Below are 16,313 nucleotides of genomic sequence, written 5' to 3'. Positions count from 1 at the left end.
TCTATATTTTCCTGAGGCTAGAACAAGTGGTCTTCCTCCGACTTTTGCTCCGGTTTCACCCACATCGTCTCCGTTTTCTCCACCGCCTCGCGGATCAGTTCCGGCAGCCAATCCATCGCTTTCTCGGAGTACTCGACCACCTTCAGGCTCGGATTCGTCGAAGGCGACTTCGGCATAAACAACGTGCAGCAATCTTCGTACGGGAGAATCGAGATCGGATACGTCTCGATCTTCTCGGAGATCGCGATAATCTCAAGCTTGTCCATCGTGATCAGTGGACGCAGCACCGGCAGCGTCGCAGCCCGGCCGATCACATTCATGCTGGACAACGTCTGACTCGCCACCTGACCGAGGCTCTCGCCCGTAACGATCGCCAGCGCTTCCCTCTGCTCGGCCAGCTGTTCGGTAATGCGGAACATTACCCGTCTCATCATCGTGATCAGCAAGTTTTCACGGCACGATTCCTTTAGCCGAGTCTGGATTTCCGTAAAAGGAACCATATGGATCATAATCGAGCCGGCGTATTCGGCCAATACACTCGTCAGGTCGATCACCTTTTGTTTGGCCCGTTCGCTCGTATATGGGTAGCTGTGAAAATGTACCGCTTCGATGCGCAGACCGCGCTTCATCGCAAACCATCCGGCGACCGGGCTGTCGATCCCGCCGGACAACATCAGCATCGCTTTTCCGTTGCTTCCGAGAGGAAAGCCGCCCGGACCGGGGAGCGTGCCGATATAGACGAACGCCTCCTGGTGGCGGATCTCGACATGCACATTCACCTGCGGCTCATGCACATCCACTTTCAGTCCCTCGTATGACTCCAGCAAATATCCGCCCAGCAATTGATGCATCTCGAAAGTATCGTGCGGAAACTGCTTGTTGACGCGTCTTACGGTTACCCGAAACGTCTCCGGGACCCGCTCCAGACGGTCCATTACGATCCGTGCGGCCGCGCGGATTTCCTCCAGATCCGGCGCCGTTTTGATCGCGCGGCTGAAGGAATGCAGGCCGAATACTTTGGAGAGCTCCCTCTCGACGTCGGCATGCGATTCGCCGTTGAGCTCGACATACATTCTTCCATACGATTCGGTACGTACGACCGCACGGCCAAGCGGCTTCAACACCCGCTTGATTTGTTGAACGATCTGATTTTCAAACCGATTCCGGTTTCTTCCCTTTAACATAAGCTCGCCGAAGCGAAGCAGGATCACTTCCGTATTCACCGGTACCTCCTTAGCTGTTCCATCGTACGGGCTACAACATCCGCAAGACGGTCTATATCTTCTTCGGTGTGGTCGGGGGACAAGCTGATTCTAAGACCGCTGACCGCACGATCGAGGTCCGCTCCGATCGCCTGCAGCACGCGGCTTGGCCGATCTTCCCCCGAAGAGCAGGCCGACCGCGTGGAGATCATCATGCCATGCTCTTCCAGAGCGTGGACAAAAACTTCCGATTTCAATCCCGGAGCCGACACGTGAACAATATGGGGCGCCATATCCGCAGCCGATTCGGAGCCGTTGTAGACCAGACCCGGAACGGTCCGAAGAGCGTTCAAAAGCCGCGAACGCAGTCCGGATAACCGGGCAAACGCCCCCTCCTGCCGTTCCATCGTCATGCGCAGCGCCTTGGCGAAGCCGACGATGCCCGGCACGTTCTCCGTTCCCGAGCGTTGCCCGGCTTCTTGCCCGCCGCCGTACAGCAGCGGCTGCAGGGCGATGCCTTTGCGCCGGTACAACAAGCCGGCGCCTTTCGGGCCGCGGATTTTATGAGCCGATACGGACAGCAGATCGATGCCCCATTCGCCCGGCCATACCGGAATTTTACCGACGCTTTGGACCGCATCGACATGAAACAGCACCTTGCGGTGTTGACGCAAAGCCTGCCCAATCTCCCGGACCGGCTGAATCGTGCCGATCTCGTTGTTCACATGCATGACGCTCACAAGAATCGTATCGTCGCGAACCGCATCCAGCACATCTTGCGAACGGATTCGACCGTCTCCGTCCGGCTGAATAACCGTAACCTCGTAACCGAGCCGCTGCTTCAAATACTCAAAGCATTCATACACCGAGGCATGCTCGAGTGCGGTTGTGATCAGGTGTTTGCCGCGGCCGGCATATTGCAGAGCCGCTCCAAGCACGGCCGTGTTGTTGCTTTCCGTCCCGCCGGACGTAAATACGATTTCTTCAGGAGCGGCGCGAAGCTGCCGCGCCGCAACCTCTCTGGCCTTCGTCAGCATCCGCTCCGCGTCGATGCCGACCCTGTGAATCGAGGAAGGATTGCCGTAGTGACGGGCCATCACCTCTCGAACCGCTTCAACGACCTCCTCGTACGGAGGCGTCGTCGCGCAATGGTCGAAATACAGCATAACGGATGACTCCTTTGCACTTCAAAGTTTAAATTTCTTGCAAGCAGGATGACTAACGACTAACTGACTAACTAAATAACTAACTAACTGACTAACGCCAACAACAAAATAAGAGTCTCTGGCGAGGCTGTCGATTCATTGAGGACAACCAAGTGGAAAGGGAAAAGATTACCTTCTGGCGAGTTTTGTCTGGAATCCCCTACCTTACAAACCTTATTCAATCAAGGGATTCCGGACAACCTGTTTGAGTAGAAGAAGGTAATTTTTCACTTGGAACAGCCTGCTATCACTTCTACATATTGAATCGACAGCCTCTCTGGCACCCTTTATTTTCGGCTAATGGGAAGGACAGAGATGAATAGAGGCGGTTTGTACCCCTTATTTCTGCCATCTGGTGGGGGATGCGCCCTTTTCGCGGATTTTAACAGCTTCAAACCGCTCTTATTCCGTGCCCAAGCCGGTTTTCGGACAAAATAGAGGGTACAAACCACCCTTATTCCCTGAAAACTTAACCTTCTTGGCTCAAAAAAGACGATCAATGCCGGATATCAAGCTATCCGCATTGATCGTATCGGTGCTTATTCGAAAAGCTTAAACGAAGCCTTTTCCACGATAAATGCCCCTGCGTAAAGGCAGCTTTTCTGCGTTCAGAAACTCGGTTCGCTTTTTCGAAGCGACGCTTTGAAGATTTAACACTGTGGCGAACTTAAACTTACCTTACTGCAGGGTGGACACAAGCTGCCGTTTGTCTGCTCAAACGGCCTGCAAGTTCACATCCCGCTATAGCACGGTTAGGCGCCGTACTGCCTTTTGCGCTCCAAGACGTTCTCCACATAGTTTCTCGTTTCCTGAGGAAGCAGGTGCTGCTTCTCCCGCAGTTCGGAATCGGTGCGGACCCCGAGACGGTCTATACGGCCGGGACCGGCATTGTAGGCGGCCAAGGCGACGGCTTCATTGCCGTCATACTTTCGAATCAGCTCCGCCAGGTAGCGGGTACCGCCTTCTATGTTCTGGGCAGGGTCGAACGGGTCGGTGACACCCAAACCTTGGCCCGTCTTATCCATCAGCTGCATAAGGCCTTTCGCACCGGCGGACGATACCGCATACGGATTAAAGGAAGACTCGGCATGAATCACCGCCGTGATCAGGCTCGGTTCGACTCCGTGCCGGCCGGCCGCCTCCTCGACAAGCAACTGGTAGGCGCTCGGCTTGGACGGGGCAAACGCCGAACGCTGCATGCTCTGCAAAGCCGCATGTGCGTTATATACCGATGCCGGCATCGACGCGGTTCCCAGCCTGGAAGCGGCTGCCGTCATGCCGCTCTCCCCTTCCGCGGACGCTTGCCCGAGCAGAGATTGGAGCAGTGCGGTGAAGTCTCCCGAATCGTCGGCTGACGTACTGCGCACCGATAGCGGATCGCCCGGTTGAAATTGCAGCTGCAGCAGCTGCTTCATTATCCTCGGATCTATACTCATCCTTGAGCCCCGTTTCAGCAATTGGTTTCCTGCTTATTGTACAACGTTTTTTGCCGGACGAACAGTCCGTTCTTGAAACAGCTCCCGATTTTACCGGTTTCCTTTCATTTCCCCCGCTTCCTGCTTGCCCGGCCGGAACGAATAATGGCCGAGGATTTGGCGCATAATGGTTGCATGCAACGTTTTTAGAATGGATATAAAGGTGGGACGATCATGCTGGAGTGGATTAACCGGATCAGCTTGTTATGGGCGTTCGTTATCCTGTGCGCGCTTCATGCGCTCCTGTACTACTCGCTTGGCAATGGAAGCTGGTTTATGCTGGCGCTTTTGGCCGCTTTGGTCGAAACCGGCATCATCGCTGCGATCCAAGCCTTCAGCAGAATGACGCGCAAATCAAACGATTAAGCAAGCACAGCTTGCTGCACCCTCTAAACGCTTTTAGTAAAGTTGGACTTTCGTATCTGATAAGCTTCTAACGACTAAACGAAGCTCTTTCCGAGATAAGGACCGCGTAAGTGGAATTTTTTTGGGCTTCGCTGAAACTTGAGCTTCTTATTCTTAAAGAAAAACCGTCCGGGCTGCAGATCGCCGGGACGGTTTTTTCGTGCCGCTACGTGTAATATGGAACAAGCACTACGAACGACAATAATGCAATTCCGCCGATAATGACCGACCAAGCGCCAAGCGCACGGCTTCCCTGAACATACGCAATAATGCCGAGAACGATGCCGCCTGTACCGAGTATAGCCGGATAGATGAACAGCGAAGCGATGGCCAGCACAAGTCCGATCCAGCCGATGGTCGCCCCGCCCGTTTCCACGCCTGTGCCTTCCTCTGCATGCAGATCGCGGTTCGGCTCCGGATGATCCGGCACGTCCCCCTGATCGGCGCGCACCCGGTTGTTGACGAATAGCGGCGCGGCGGGAGGCGTCAGCTCGGCGCCATACTCCTCGTCGAAGTGGCCATCCGGCTTTTCGTAATATTCGTTGCTTTTGGTTGCCTCCATGTCTCTTTCCAGCTCATCAAAACGATCACCCATCAAAATGCCCTCCTTGGCGATACCGCCAATCGAATAAATTAGGATTTGGGCTTAAACGTATGGCAGCATGTTGCGGAAGATGTTGGTGCGGAATCTTGATGCTCGGAATCGAAGCTTTCTCCTGCAAATTCTTCGTTGAATTTCGCTCCCGCGTGGCTGTCGATATCGATCATGATCGCGTCGGCTTTGCAGTTGTTGTTTTCGCCCCAAAAAGCACAATTAGATACGCTGCATTTCACCAATGGCTTTGCCATCGACCCTCACCTCCATTCACAATGTTCCCGCATTTGGAGGACCCTATCCGAGGAGAGCTATGACAAAAATAGAAAGGAAACGGGTTTAAGGACGAACAAGCGCTTTAAATGTACTTGCAGCCACGTTGAAGGAGATAAACTCCATGGAAAGAAAACAAAAAAACCGTCGACAAAAACGTCCGACGGTCCTTGACTTTGTTTGAGATGGGATGAAGATGGAGTCTGCGCGTTCTAAACCAATAAGACTCTTTGCCACCCGAAACGATATACCTCTTTATACCTGGTTACCCTTCTCCGCAAAAGCCAGGTATTACCCGAGCGGCTTAAGTTGAATACAGCAATTCATCAATTCGTAGAACCGCAAAGCGGCACTTTGAATCTTCCCCCTGCAGCAAACTTCTAATTTGCCCAACAAAAAAAGACGCGGGCTCCGGCCCGCACCTTCGATCGCTTCTATTAGACCCGCTCGCCCTGCATCCGGCGCTGAGTCATATAATCGGTTTCGTAATAAGCCAGATCTTCGCGCATTTCTTCGAAAATTTTGGAAAGCTCGATCGTCAGGTTGCGCGCCTCGCGGCTCGGCTTTTTGCGGAAGCGGATCGCGTCCTGTCCGGTGTAGGCATAACGGCCGTCTTCGGAATAACATTCGTTTTTCGGATAATAAAATCCGTTTACGCAATTATGATATACATCATACAACGTTCTTTCCGCAAAATCTTCATTGAAGTTCGGGCGGCGCAAGCTGACGCCGAGCTTCTCGTACGCTACCTCGCAAAATACGAGCAGATGCCGGGTATCCGACAAATAGCCGCGGTAAAATTCGTCCATCGCGGGATCGTTCTCGGTAAGCAGCTGCGGCAAGCTGTAATGATTCAAGAAGAGCTCCATCTTGGCGATGACTTCTTTTAACTTCGTCCGGGTCGTTTCGCATAAATTTTTCACTTGGCCCGTTGCCATATCGTTGACCTCCTCATAATGTCGGACCTGCTAAGCAGGAATGTCCCCGCCCTTTTCATTCATCGTATCATAATTCGTATTGAAAAGTAAGCCAATCCTGCATCCAAATTACCGCCAAGGACGCGCATGCATAATTCGGTTGCGACTTCCCCACCTTAAGGCATAGAAGCCCGCAGCTCTCGGACCGCGTCAGTTATACGCGCCCGTTACCGCCGCTATCAGGCAAGGAGGACGATCGAACATGTGGAATAAGACAGCTTCCGCTTCTTTTAGTATCCTTTGCGCGTTCGCTTTGATCTTGGCGAGCTGCAACAAAGTTCCGGACCCGGCTAATCCCACCCCGGAGAAGGAAATGCAGCTGAAGCAAATGATGCTGGGGCGCGACGTCGATATGACGGAACAGTTGTGCCGCGCGCAATGTTCCTTGGATTTCAAACAAGCACTTCATCAATTAAAACCCGGAACGACGGACGATGTCAAGTCCGCTCTGGACGACCTGCGCCACCATCACGAGCAGATGGATTATGTGGCATGGAGCGGGCATGGAGCGGGCGAAACGGCTGCCGAATCCGGCCATATTCCCGAATCCGTGAGAGGCAAGGCCGAGCCGCTGCTCGAGGAAGCGCGCAGCAGCGTCCGCTCCGGGCAGCCTTACCAGTCCGCCAAAATCGGCGAAGGTGAACAGCAGTACATCGTAATCGGCGAGCCTTCGGAGGACGGTCAATCGTCGCTCGTCGGCATCATTCATCAAGATATTTTACACAAAGTGGCGATCCACCAGCGTAAAAACTTGCGCCTCGTACCTTATCCCAGCGATAAGCGGTGGAAGATCGAATCCGTCGATTCCAAAACGCTCCGTGACGTCAAGGTCGATCACCCGGAAGATAATGAAGGAACGAGCCATTACCACGTCAATCAGATCGTGGTGAAATTTCGTCAGGAGCCCACCGAGGAGCAATTAAAGCAGATCCGCACGGAAATCGGCGCCTCCTCGATGGAGAAGATGGGTTATACGTACGTATTCGAATCGTCGGGCATGGAAGCGAAGCAGCTGATCGATTATTTCCGCAAATGGGACGTCGATTACGCCGAGCCGCACTTTTTGTATTTGACCAATGAAACGACCGAACCGAACGATCTGCTGTACGCCCGGTATCAATGGAACTTGCCAGCCATCGAAACCGTGCCCGGCTGGGACGTGTCCAGAGGGAGCGAAGACGTGGTCGTCGCCGTCATCGATACCGGGGTCGATCTGGAGCATCCCGACTTGAGCGGGCGGACCGTACCGGGCATTAACATTGTTAGCAAAAACAGCGAGCCGAGCGACGATGTCGGCCACGGCACCCACGTCGCCGGCATCATCTCGGCGCTCGTGAACAACCGGGAAGGCGTCGCCGGCATCTCCTGGTTCAACCGGATTATGCCGGTGAAAGTGCTCGATGAGACCGGAGCGGGCAGCACTTATTCGGTTGCTCAGGGCATCATATGGGCAGCCGATCACGGAGCCAAAGTGATTAATATGAGTCTCGGCAACTATGCCGACTCGCAATTTTTGCACGATGCGATCCGCTACGCTTTCGACCGGGATATCGTGCTGATCGCAGCGAGCGGCAACGACAACACAGAACGCCCCGGTTACCCGGCTGCTTATCCCGAAGTGTTCGCGGTAGCGGCAACCGATCCGGATCAAAAGAAAGCGACTTTCTCCAATTACGGCGATTACATCGATGTCGCGGCTCCCGGCGTTAATATCGCCAGCACCTATCCGGACAACCATTACGCCGCGCTGTCCGGCACCTCGATGGCCAGTCCGCACGTTACCGCTCTGGCGGCTCTGATCCGCTCGGTCAATCCGCAGCTGGCCAATACCGAAGTAATGGAGCTGATGCGCCAGACGGCCGTCGATCTGGGGACAAGCGGCAAAGACAAATATTTCGGCTACGGCCAGATCGACATCGTCAAAGCTTTGTCGCAGGCGGCGCAAAACCGGGATTCGCTCACCTTCTGGCCGCAAAGATTCGAGCGTGAATTGGAGCAGCTTGCCCGTAAATACAAGCAGCAGTAACTGTTTCTCCTATGTATCGGTTTATTGCCCGCTCCGTACCTGCTTATGTGCCTGCGAAGCCCGAATGTCATCCGGATAAGTCTGGACACAGAAAGGCGGCCCTGGAAGGGGCCGCCTTTGTTCGTATGCTTATGAGGAGAACGAATCTCCAGACCTCTTTCGCAGATGGCGACCGCGGTTAGCGGTACTGCTATGCACGGATAAGCAAACAAGTGTGGCATGCCGGAAAGCTTGCCGTAAGCCGGGTTCTGTACTTCCGGTGGTCGTAACGGGCACCACAACCCTCCCACCATCGAAGTGACAATCATCTATCTAGGCCCGCCATTGCTGACGGACTCCAGCGACCAACCCGAACGCGCCCCGGGCAAGGACTGCGGATCGGCAAGCCGTCCGCTGCGTTCTCTTCGGTCTTGCTCCAAGTGGGGTTTACCAGGGAATAAGTCACCCTATCCCCTCGTGGTCTCTTACACCACGGTTCCACCCTTGCCTGTTCGCCTTGCGGCGTCATCGGCGGTCCATTTCTGTGGCACTATCCTTCAACTCGCGCTGACTGGACGTTATCCAGCACCCTGCCCTATGGAGCCCGGACTTTCCTCCCGTGCGCTAGCGCACCGGCGATTGTCTGTCAAACTTTCCGAAACTGTTTTCTAGTATAACCGAACGGCGGCAGTCGCTGCAACCCCGAATTCATTGTCAGATCAGGAGAATGCTGCTTCCGCTGGAAACTGCGCTTGTTGGACGGCGGCTGCACGCACCGTTACATCAGCTTAAACGTCTCCGTATCGACCTGTGAAGCTACGGCGCGCGTGGACACCTTCTGCTCGTCCAGCCGGGCTTGCAGCCATTCGGCAACGTGTTTCTTCATAATTTTCTCGGCATTGTGTCCCGGATCGACAATCGCGATGCCGGCGGCTATGGCGTCCTGTGCCGTATGATAATCGATATCTCCCGTAACGAGCACATCCGCTCCCGCGAATAACGCCTGTTTGACATAACGGCTTCCAGAGCCGCCGAGTACCGCTACCTTTTTAATCTCCCGGTCCGGTTCCCCGACAACGCGAACGAACGGCACGTCCAGAGCCTGCTTGACCTTCTGGGCGAAAGCGTCCAGCGTCACCGGAGCTTCCAGGCGGCCGACCCGTCCCAGACCGAACGTCCGGCCGTTCAGATCCATCGTATAGATATCGTAAGCGACTTCTTCGTACGGATGAGCCTTCAACATCGCCTGGATCACCTGCTTCTCCACGCTTTCCGGCACTACCGTCTCGATTCTCACCTCGGACGCTTGCTCCAGCTTGCCCTTCGTTCCGATAAACGGTTCCGCACCTTCCCGCGGCAAAAACGTGCCGGTGCCCGGAATATTAAAGCTGCAATGGCTGTAATGTCCGATCCAGCCCGCCCCGGCGGAGAACATCGCGTCGCGCACTTCATTTTGATGCGATTCCGGTACGAACACAACCAGTTTTTTCAGCTTGTCGGTATGAACGTCCTCCAGATGGCCGGTTACTTTCAATCCCAGCGCTTCCGCCATCATATCGTTAATGCCCCCGTCCGCCACATCCAGATTCGTATGGGCAATATAGACGGCAATATCGTGCTTGATCAGTTTCTCGTACAGCTTACCCGCCGGGGTATCCGTCTGCAAATGAGTAAGCGGACGGAAAATGATCGCATGATGCGCCACAATCAACTCCGCCTGAAGCCGGATTGCCTCCTCTACGACCTCTTCCGTCACATCCAGCGTGACCAGTACAGTGCGAATTTCTTTGCGAAGAGAGCCGAGCTGCAGTCCGATTTTGTCACCCTCCATCGCGATATGCTTCGGCGCCAGCCGTTCAACCAGCTGAATTACGGTTTGACCTTTCGCAAACATTGGATGACCTCCTCGATCCGGTTACGTTCGTCATTCATTTCCTGCCAGCGTTTCCGCGCCGCTTCCGTGCCGCCCTTCTCCAGGCCGTCCATAATTTTGTCCAGCTTCTCGATCTCCGACGACCATCTGTCATAAAACGATTCATCCGGCCGCGTGCTCAAGATCGGCCCAAACCGGATCAGCTCGGGCGTCTCCAGCATCACTCCGCCATCCAGCGGACGCGGCCGGTACAAGTCAAGATTGTCCTGATCCGCGTTCGCACTGCGAACGGCGCACAACACCTCGTAATACTTGCCGTCCTCTTCCAGCAGCACTTCGTTCTCCAATACCCAGCCATGCGCCATTAGCCAGAGACGGACTTGATCTTCTCCGACGTTCGGCTGGAGAATCAGCTTTCGGACCGAGCCGAGTTTCTGCTGCCCTTCCTCCAATATATGCGCGATAAGACTGCCCCCCATCCCGGCAATCGTCACCACATCAACCTCGCCGGGCTCCACGACGGCCAGACCGTCGCCCAACCTGACTTGAACGATATTCGACAAACCCGCCATCTTGACCTGTTTGTCCGCAGCCTCGAAAGGTCCTGCGTTAATTTCTCCCGCTACGGCGAAGGAAACGCGCCCCCGCTCGGCAAGATACACCGGCAGCAGCGCGTGGTCCGATCCGATATCCGCCACTGCGCTCCCTGGAGGGACGAAGGAGGCGATCGTTTGCAGTCGTTTCGATAATTTTACCATGTCAGAAAACCCACTCTATCCATTTTTTTCGTAATCCGAACAAGACGGAACCCGCGACGATCAGCTTGACCAGAAATACGAGCTGGAGCAGCGACAGATCAGCCTCGCCCGAGAAAAGCAAATGCAGCTCCGGCATCCACCATATTGTGAAGCAAACAAGAAGCAATACGGCTCCGGTCGATTTGCTCGCCCGGTGCAGCAGCCACCCTACCCATCCGAACACGACACACAGCGGCAGCCAGCTTACTTGCGCCCCGATCCAATCCAGATCCACCCTGGCATTCAACACCATCGCGTATACGAGCAGCAGACCCGCCCACCCGCAATAATGAAACAACCCCAGCCTCGCGGATAACCCGACGATGATCCAGACGAAGCTGCAAAACGTCACGTAGGCGAGCATAATCGGCGCTTCGTCCATCTCATACGCGCGAAGCAGATACACTCCCGCCCCAAGCAGCATAAGCGATCCGACGCCGACCAGGGCGTATCCGGCCAGCGGCGATTTTCGCGATTGCAGGATGCCTGCCGTATAACAACCGGCCACAAGAATGGCGGCGGCGGCAATTTGCATTGGAAATCGAAAAGAGTTAAAATGAAGGACGATAAAGGCAATAAGCGCCGCAAGACCGAATCCGAAAAACCAGTTTTTCCAATTGCTGTTTTTTAGAGCTTGCTTGGAAATTCCCATAACCCGGGTATCCCGCTCAGCCGGACTCGCATCGTACAGATTCAGCAGGAAGTCGCAGTAATGCTCGGGCAGCAGCTTGCTTCTCCGCCAATGTTCGATTTCACGCACTATAATCGTTCGTTTGTCGTGTTCCATTTTGGGTACTGCAACCTCCCACGCGGCTGTATGGTTATCGATTCACTGCTCGATTCCTTTTATTCAGAGAGCACCCTGCGCCGCATCGGATCGCAATAGCCGCTATAAAGTCAGGAAGACCTCACTGTTTGTCGACAGAAAGGTCTCCGGTATCCGTTTATTCGATCCCCATCGGCGGTTATTCGTCAAGAGTCGTTGAGCGCTGCCTTAGCATCAAAGCGAATAACAGCCCGAACGGCTTATTCCAAGAAATCTTTCAGCCGCTTGCTCCGGCTCGGATGACGCAGCTTGCGCAGCGCCTTCGCCTCGATCTGGCGAATTCGTTCCCGGGTTACACCGAATACTTTGCCTACTTCCTCCAGCGTCCGCGTACGGCCGTCATCCAGTCCGAAGCGCAGCCGAAGCACGTTCTCTTCCCTCTCGGTTAACGTGTCCAGCACGTCCTCGAGCTGCTCCTTCAGAAGCTCGTAAGCAGCGGCATCAGCCGGCGCAAGCGCCTCCTGATCTTCGATGAAATCCCCCAGATGCGAATCGTCCTCTTCCCCGATCGGCGTTTCCAGCGATACCGGCTCCTGAGCGATCTTCATAATTTCCCGTACTTTTTCGGTGCTCAGATCCATTTCCTTCGCGATTTCTTCCGGCGTCGGCTCTCGTCCCAGCTCTTGCAGCAGCTGTCTCGATACACGAATGAGCTTGTTTATCGTCTCCACCATATGGACCGGAATCCGGATCGTTCTCGCCTGGTCGGCGATTGCGCGGGTAATCGCTTGACGAATCCACCATGTCGCATAGGTGCTGAACTTGTAGCCTTTCGTATGATCGAATTTCTCGACCGCCTTGATCAGGCCCATGTTCCCTTCCTGAATCAGATCGAGGAACAGCATGCCCCGTCCGACATAACGCTTGGCAATGCTGACGACAAGACGAAGATTCGCTTCCGCCAACCGGCGCTTCGCTTCCTCGTCGCCTTTCTCGATCCGCTTGGCCAGATCAACCTCGTCGTCGGCCGAAAGAAGCGGAACGCGGCCGATTTCTTTCAAGTACATACGAACCGGATCATTAATCTTAATGCCGGGAGGAAGCGACAAATCGTCGTCCAGATGAAATTCGTCATGCTCCTCGTCCTGACCCATCACCATGTCGTCTTCCGCTTCGTTCCCTACATCGATGCCGAGCTCGGATAAATGCTCAAAAAACTCATCCATTTGCTCGGGATCCTGATCGAACGGAGCCAGTTTTTCCATGATATCCTTATAAGTCAGAGAAGACCGCTTTTTGCCTAGTTCAATCAGCTGGTCTTTGACTTGTTCGAGCGTCAGTTCCGTTTCCAGTTCGGTATGTTGATCGTTCGCCATATCCAAGCTCCCTCCTCCCTAAAATGATCAACGGCTCCAACTCTCGCCACGCTTGGTTGGTTACATCGCTTTCAGTTGATTCTTTAGGGCTATTATCTCTATTGCGATTCGCGCGGCGCCAATTGCATCCCCCGACTTCTCCACGCGTATCCGTTCTTCTTCCAACCGCTCAATCGCCTGCTGCTGCCGATGCTTATCGATTTGTCTCATATAGTCTTCGAGAACTTGGGGATTTATCCCCTGATCGGACTCCGTCATCAGAATCGAACTGGCCAGTCGCTCCAGCCGATCGTCCTGCAACGTGGCCATATATCGGCTCGCGTCCGGTTCGAATCCTTGCGCGTAATAGGCATATAAATAAGCAGCCAACGCTGCATGAGCTTCTTCGTTAAAAGTCTCTCCCAGCCGCTGCTGAACGAGCTCCGCTACGTCACGGTCGTGCATCATCACGTACAGCAGGTGGCGCTCCGCCTTGTCGTATGCCGGCCTCAGCTTGGGCAGAGGGGCGGAATCGGTCCCGTCATTCCTAACATTATTCCACGAAATGTCGTTATTATCCCCATAACGCTGCTTTTTTTGATGCTGTTCGCGGATTTCATGCATCTCCTGCTTCATCGATTCGAACGAGGAAATAGCGCTGAATTCCGAGGCAAGCTCCTTCAAATAATGCTCCCGCCCCGTAGGCGATTCAATGGTTGCGATAACCTCGCGAATCGCGGTTCGTACATACCGAAGCTTCGCTTCATTATCCTGCAGATTGAAGTTACGCCTCAAGTGAAGGAGCTTGAACTTCTCCGGCGGAACCGCACCTTCTACAATCTCCGTTCTGAAACGGTCCGGTCCATACTTCTCAATATAATCGTCCGGGTCCAGCCGGTTCGGCAGCATGGCGATCTTTACATCCAGGCCCGCCTTAAGCAACATGCCCAGATTTTTGAAAGCCGCCGATTGTCCGGCATCATCACCGTCGTAGCATAGCACGACTTGTTCGGCGTTACGCCTCATTAATAAGGCGTGATCCTCGGTGAGAGCGGTACCCATCCCTCCTACGGCGTTGTGAACGCCGGCCGACCACGCTTTAATAACGTCCGCGTACCCTTCGAACAATACGATTCGTGACGTTCTCTTGATTTCTGCCCGTGCCGCATGAAAGTTGTACAGCACTTTACTTTTGCGGAACAGCGCCGTCTCCGGACTGTTTAAATATTTCGGCTGCTCGTTTCCCATCGTCCGGCCTGCAAAGGCAATCACTTGCCCCTTCGCATCGCGGATCGGAAACATGATACGATCACGGAATTTATCGACATACCCCCCGGATGACTTAGCTGCAACAAGCGCGCCCTTTTCCATTAAAGGCATAGGAAATTCCCGTTTTTCCAAATAAGAGGCGAGGAAATCCCATCTGGCCGGAGCGTATCCGATCTGGAACGTGTCGATCAACGAATCCGTGAAGCCTCTCGAGCGCAAATAGTCCAGAGCGTGCTTTCCTTCAGCCGTATTGCCCATGAAGTAATGGTACAGCTTGGCTGCGAATTCATGACCTTTGATAATCTGTTCCTTCTCCTGCTGCCGCTCCGCCTGCTCCGGCGTCCGCTGCTCCCATTCGAAAGCAATGTTCGCTTCTTCGGCCAAATGCCGAACCGCTTCGCCGAACGTATATCCTTCGATCTCCTGGATAAACCGGATCACATGTCCGCCGACGCCGCAACCGAAACATTTGTAAATCTGCTTCTCCGGATTGACATTGAAAGAAGGCGATTTCTCCGAATGAAACGGGCAGAGTCCCTTCATATTACGGCCATGCTTGGACAAGTGCACGTATTTGCCGATCACGTCGACGATATCGTGGTGCTTTAGGACTGCTTCGATGATGTCGTCCGGAATAAGTCCGCTACTCATCCTAATCACCCTTTGCAAAGTACACGTATACGTATTCGCTAAATCGTCCCATTCTCCTGCAAACGGGTCAAAACTTTTGTCAAAGTTTGTAGAAATGACTGTCGATCCAGCTCGGTAAACGGCTTCGGGCCTTTTCCGAATTTGCCGGCCCGCCGCTGTTTGGCGGACTCATGCCTTTTTTCCAGCAAAAAATCGATCGTCCGGTCCGTGTAGATCTGCCCGCGGTTCGAAAGCACTACCGCCCGTTTGGCCAGCCCGATCGTAGCTAAACCAAAATCCTGAGTGACGAGAATATCGCCTGCAGATACCCGGTTTGCGATATACAGATCGACGGACTGATCCGAGCGATCCACCTGAATGATCGTGACGCCTTCCCCCGGCTGCAGCCGGTGATCGTAGGAAGCGACCATCATAACGGGAATGCCGAACTGTGAAGCGGCACTTGCGATTTCGCTTTTGACCGGACATGCGTCCGCATCGACAATAATTTTGACCGCGATGGCTACCACCAATTTCCTTCCCGATTGTTACCGTAATATTATATACGATGAAGAAACAAAAAATCCTGCTTTCGTAGTTGAAATTGGTTCAACATGCCCTTAAGCGCGAATCAGGCTTAGGATAATGCCCGCCGTTTCCTCCACCGCTTTGTTGGATACGTCGATCACTTTGCAGCCGACACGGGACATGACCGTTCTGGCATGATCCAGCTCCTTGTGGATTCGCTCGAACTGGGCGTAGAGGGCGTTGTCGGCGAGACCCAGGCTTTTGAGACGCTCGCGGCGGATCATATTCAGCTTGTCCGGATCGATGACGAGTCCGATTACTTTCTGGGGTGAAACCGTGTACAGCTGTTCGGGAGGCTGAAGCTCCGGCACGAGGGGAACGTTCGCTACCTTTAGCCCCCGATGCGCCAAATACATCGACAGCGGCGTCTTAGACGTGCGGGATACGCCTACCAGCACGATATCGGCCAGCAGCACGCCGGTCGCATCGCGTCCGTCGTCGTATTTGACCGCAAACTCCACGGCCTCGACCTTTTTGAAATAATCCTCGTCGAGCTGATGAATAAGTCCGGGCTGATGCCGCGGCTCCTGATCGAATGCTTTCTCCAGCGTCGAGATGATCGGACCGAGCAGGTCGATGGAGATCACTTTGCGCTTGCGCGCCTGGGCGATCAAATAATCGCGCAGCTCCGGAACGACCAGGGTGAACACGACGATTCCGTGCGCCTTGGCCGCTTCGGCCACGACAAAATCGACGCCCTCCCTGCCGTTCACATAAGGCGCCCTGCGAATTTCCACATGGTTCGGATGAAACTGGATAGCCGCCGCCTTGAGCACAGACTCGGCCGTCTCGCCGGCGGAATCGGAGACGACATAGACGATAGGTTTCGGATGATTGCGATTCATGGCTTCACCGCCCATGGATGAGATCGTTAAAAAATCCCGACTCCCGGGACGCT

Annotated in this window: 15 protein-coding genes and 1 other RNA gene; 2 read left to right on the top strand and 14 right to left on the bottom strand. The window is 54.3% G+C overall.

Features of this window, described 5'->3' with window-relative positions; genetic code table 11:
• Positions 1 to 17: 17 nt before the first annotated feature.
• The 3 genes from thiI to PV433_RS22845 all read right to left on the bottom strand — a co-directional run bounded on the left by thiI (position 18) and on the right by PV433_RS22845 (position 3,843).
• Positions 18 to 1,223, bottom strand: coding sequence for a tRNA uracil 4-sulfurtransferase ThiI (gene thiI / locus PV433_RS22855; RefSeq protein ID WP_190926076.1), 1,206 nt, complete (start codon positions 1,221 to 1,223; stop codon positions 18 to 20).
• A complete protein-coding gene (locus PV433_RS22850) occupies positions 1,220 to 2,368 on the bottom strand; it encodes a cysteine desulfurase family protein (RefSeq protein WP_332074341.1) in 1,149 nt (382 codons plus the stop codon). Before PV433_RS22850 ends, thiI begins: the two co-directional genes overlap by 4 nt.
• Before the next feature lie 791 nt (positions 2,369 to 3,159).
• Entirely contained in the window at positions 3,160 to 3,843 is a 684-nt protein-coding gene (locus PV433_RS22845; protein WP_332074340.1) for a lytic transglycosylase domain-containing protein, read from the bottom strand.
• A 213-nt stretch (positions 3,844 to 4,056) separates the two neighbouring features.
• On the opposite strand from PV433_RS22845, the gene PV433_RS22840 reads away from it, so the two are divergent.
• A complete protein-coding gene (locus tag PV433_RS22840; protein WP_332074339.1) occupies positions 4,057 to 4,248 on the top strand; it encodes a hypothetical protein in 192 nt (63 codons plus the stop codon).
• 205 nt (positions 4,249 to 4,453) lie between these two features.
• On the opposite strand, the gene PV433_RS22835 is transcribed toward PV433_RS22840, so the two are convergent.
• From PV433_RS22835 to PV433_RS22825, 3 genes are all read right to left on the bottom strand, one after another.
• Complete coding sequence (locus PV433_RS22835; protein ID WP_332074338.1) at positions 4,454 to 4,882, bottom strand: hypothetical protein; 429 nt, start codon at positions 4,880 to 4,882, stop codon at positions 4,454 to 4,456.
• Between the two features lie 38 nt (positions 4,883 to 4,920).
• Positions 4,921 to 5,136 carry a DUF1540 domain-containing protein gene (locus tag PV433_RS22830; RefSeq protein WP_332074337.1) on the bottom strand — a complete coding sequence of 72 codons (216 nt, stop codon included), beginning with the start codon at positions 5,134 to 5,136 and terminating at the stop codon, positions 4,921 to 4,923.
• Between the two features lie 456 nt (positions 5,137 to 5,592).
• On the bottom strand, positions 5,593 to 6,093 hold the full coding sequence (locus PV433_RS22825) for a YpuI family protein (protein ID WP_190926063.1): 501 nt from the start codon (positions 6,091 to 6,093) through the stop codon (positions 5,593 to 5,595).
• 241 nt (positions 6,094 to 6,334) lie between these two features.
• On the opposite strand from PV433_RS22825, the gene PV433_RS22820 reads away from it, so the two are divergent.
• A complete protein-coding gene (locus PV433_RS22820; protein WP_332074336.1) occupies positions 6,335 to 8,158 on the top strand; it encodes a S8 family peptidase in 1,824 nt (607 codons plus the stop codon).
• Positions 8,159 to 8,380: 222 nt separating this feature from the next.
• Here PV433_RS22820 and rnpB read toward each other — a convergent pair.
• The 8 genes from rnpB to PV433_RS22780 form a co-directional block, all read right to left on the bottom strand.
• Positions 8,381 to 8,792: RNase P RNA component class A (gene rnpB, locus PV433_RS22815), an RNA gene on the bottom strand.
• Positions 8,793 to 8,915: 123 nt separating this feature from the next.
• Entirely contained in the window at positions 8,916 to 10,031 is a 1,116-nt protein-coding gene (locus tag PV433_RS22810) for a Nif3-like dinuclear metal center hexameric protein (RefSeq protein ID WP_332074335.1), read from the bottom strand.
• Positions 10,007 to 10,768: a tRNA (adenine(22)-N(1))-methyltransferase gene (locus PV433_RS22805; RefSeq protein WP_332074334.1), complete on the bottom strand. Its 762-nt coding sequence runs from the start codon at positions 10,766 to 10,768 to the stop codon at positions 10,007 to 10,009. The genes PV433_RS22810 and PV433_RS22805 overlap by 25 nt, the downstream gene beginning before the upstream one ends.
• A gap of 1 nt (position 10,769) precedes the next feature.
• Positions 10,770 to 11,594: a hypothetical protein gene (locus tag PV433_RS22800; protein ID WP_332074333.1), complete on the bottom strand. Its 825-nt coding sequence runs from the start codon at positions 11,592 to 11,594 to the stop codon at positions 10,770 to 10,772.
• Positions 11,595 to 11,833: 239 nt separating this feature from the next.
• Complete coding sequence (gene rpoD / locus PV433_RS22795) at positions 11,834 to 12,949, bottom strand: RNA polymerase sigma factor RpoD (RefSeq protein WP_190926053.1); 1,116 nt, start codon at positions 12,947 to 12,949, stop codon at positions 11,834 to 11,836.
• A 60-nt stretch (positions 12,950 to 13,009) separates the two neighbouring features.
• Positions 13,010 to 14,848 carry a DNA primase gene (gene dnaG / locus PV433_RS22790; protein ID WP_332074332.1) on the bottom strand — a complete coding sequence of 613 codons (1,839 nt, stop codon included), beginning with the start codon at positions 14,846 to 14,848 and terminating at the stop codon, positions 13,010 to 13,012.
• A gap of 38 nt (positions 14,849 to 14,886) precedes the next feature.
• Positions 14,887 to 15,348, bottom strand: a complete 462-nt coding sequence (locus tag PV433_RS22785) for a YaiI/YqxD family protein (protein ID WP_190926492.1) — start codon at positions 15,346 to 15,348, stop codon at positions 14,887 to 14,889.
• A 99-nt stretch (positions 15,349 to 15,447) separates the two neighbouring features.
• Entirely contained in the window at positions 15,448 to 16,260 is an 813-nt protein-coding gene (locus PV433_RS22780) for a pyruvate, water dikinase regulatory protein (protein ID WP_332074331.1), read from the bottom strand.
• Positions 16,261 to 16,313: the final 53 nt, after the last annotated feature.

It is taken from the genome of Paenibacillus sp. GYB004 (assembly GCF_036577605.1).
Classification (GTDB): Bacteria; Bacillota; Bacilli; order Paenibacillales; family NBRC-103111; genus Paenibacillus_AB; species Paenibacillus_AB oceani.
This window is presented reverse-complemented; position numbering and strand designations above follow the sequence as displayed.

Bases quoted from the DNA above. Each gene is read 5' to 3' on its own strand.
- PV433_RS22845 (WP_332074340.1), bottom strand. From the start codon at position 3,843: ATGAGTATAGATCCGAGGATAATGAAGCAGCTGCTGCAGCTGCAATTT.
- PV433_RS22840 (WP_332074339.1), top strand. From the start codon at position 4,057: ATGCTGGAGTGGATTAACCGGATCAGCTTGTTATGGGCGTTCGTTATC.
- PV433_RS22805 (WP_332074334.1), bottom strand. From the start codon at position 10,768: ATGGTAAAATTATCGAAACGACTGCAAACGATCGCCTCCTTCGTCCCT.
- PV433_RS22820 (WP_332074336.1), top strand. From the start codon at position 6,335: ATGTGGAATAAGACAGCTTCCGCTTCTTTTAGTATCCTTTGCGCGTTC.
- PV433_RS22830 (WP_332074337.1), bottom strand. From the start codon at position 5,136: ATGGCAAAGCCATTGGTGAAATGCAGCGTATCTAATTGTGCTTTTTGG.
- rpoD (WP_190926053.1), bottom strand. From the start codon at position 12,949: ATGGCGAACGATCAACATACCGAACTGGAAACGGAACTGACGCTCGAA.
- dnaG (WP_332074332.1), bottom strand. From the start codon at position 14,848: ATGAGTAGCGGACTTATTCCGGACGACATCATCGAAGCAGTCCTAAAG.
- PV433_RS22835 (WP_332074338.1), bottom strand. From the start codon at position 4,882: ATGGGTGATCGTTTTGATGAGCTGGAAAGAGACATGGAGGCAACCAAA.
- PV433_RS22800 (WP_332074333.1), bottom strand. From the start codon at position 11,594: ATGGAACACGACAAACGAACGATTATAGTGCGTGAAATCGAACATTGG.
- PV433_RS22850 (WP_332074341.1), bottom strand. From the start codon at position 2,368: ATGCTGTATTTCGACCATTGCGCGACGACGCCTCCGTACGAGGAGGTC.
- PV433_RS22780 (WP_332074331.1), bottom strand. From the start codon at position 16,260: ATGAATCGCAATCATCCGAAACCTATCGTCTATGTCGTCTCCGATTCC.
- PV433_RS22810 (WP_332074335.1), bottom strand. From the start codon at position 10,031: ATGTTTGCGAAAGGTCAAACCGTAATTCAGCTGGTTGAACGGCTGGCG.
- PV433_RS22825 (WP_190926063.1), bottom strand. From the start codon at position 6,093: ATGGCAACGGGCCAAGTGAAAAATTTATGCGAAACGACCCGGACGAAG.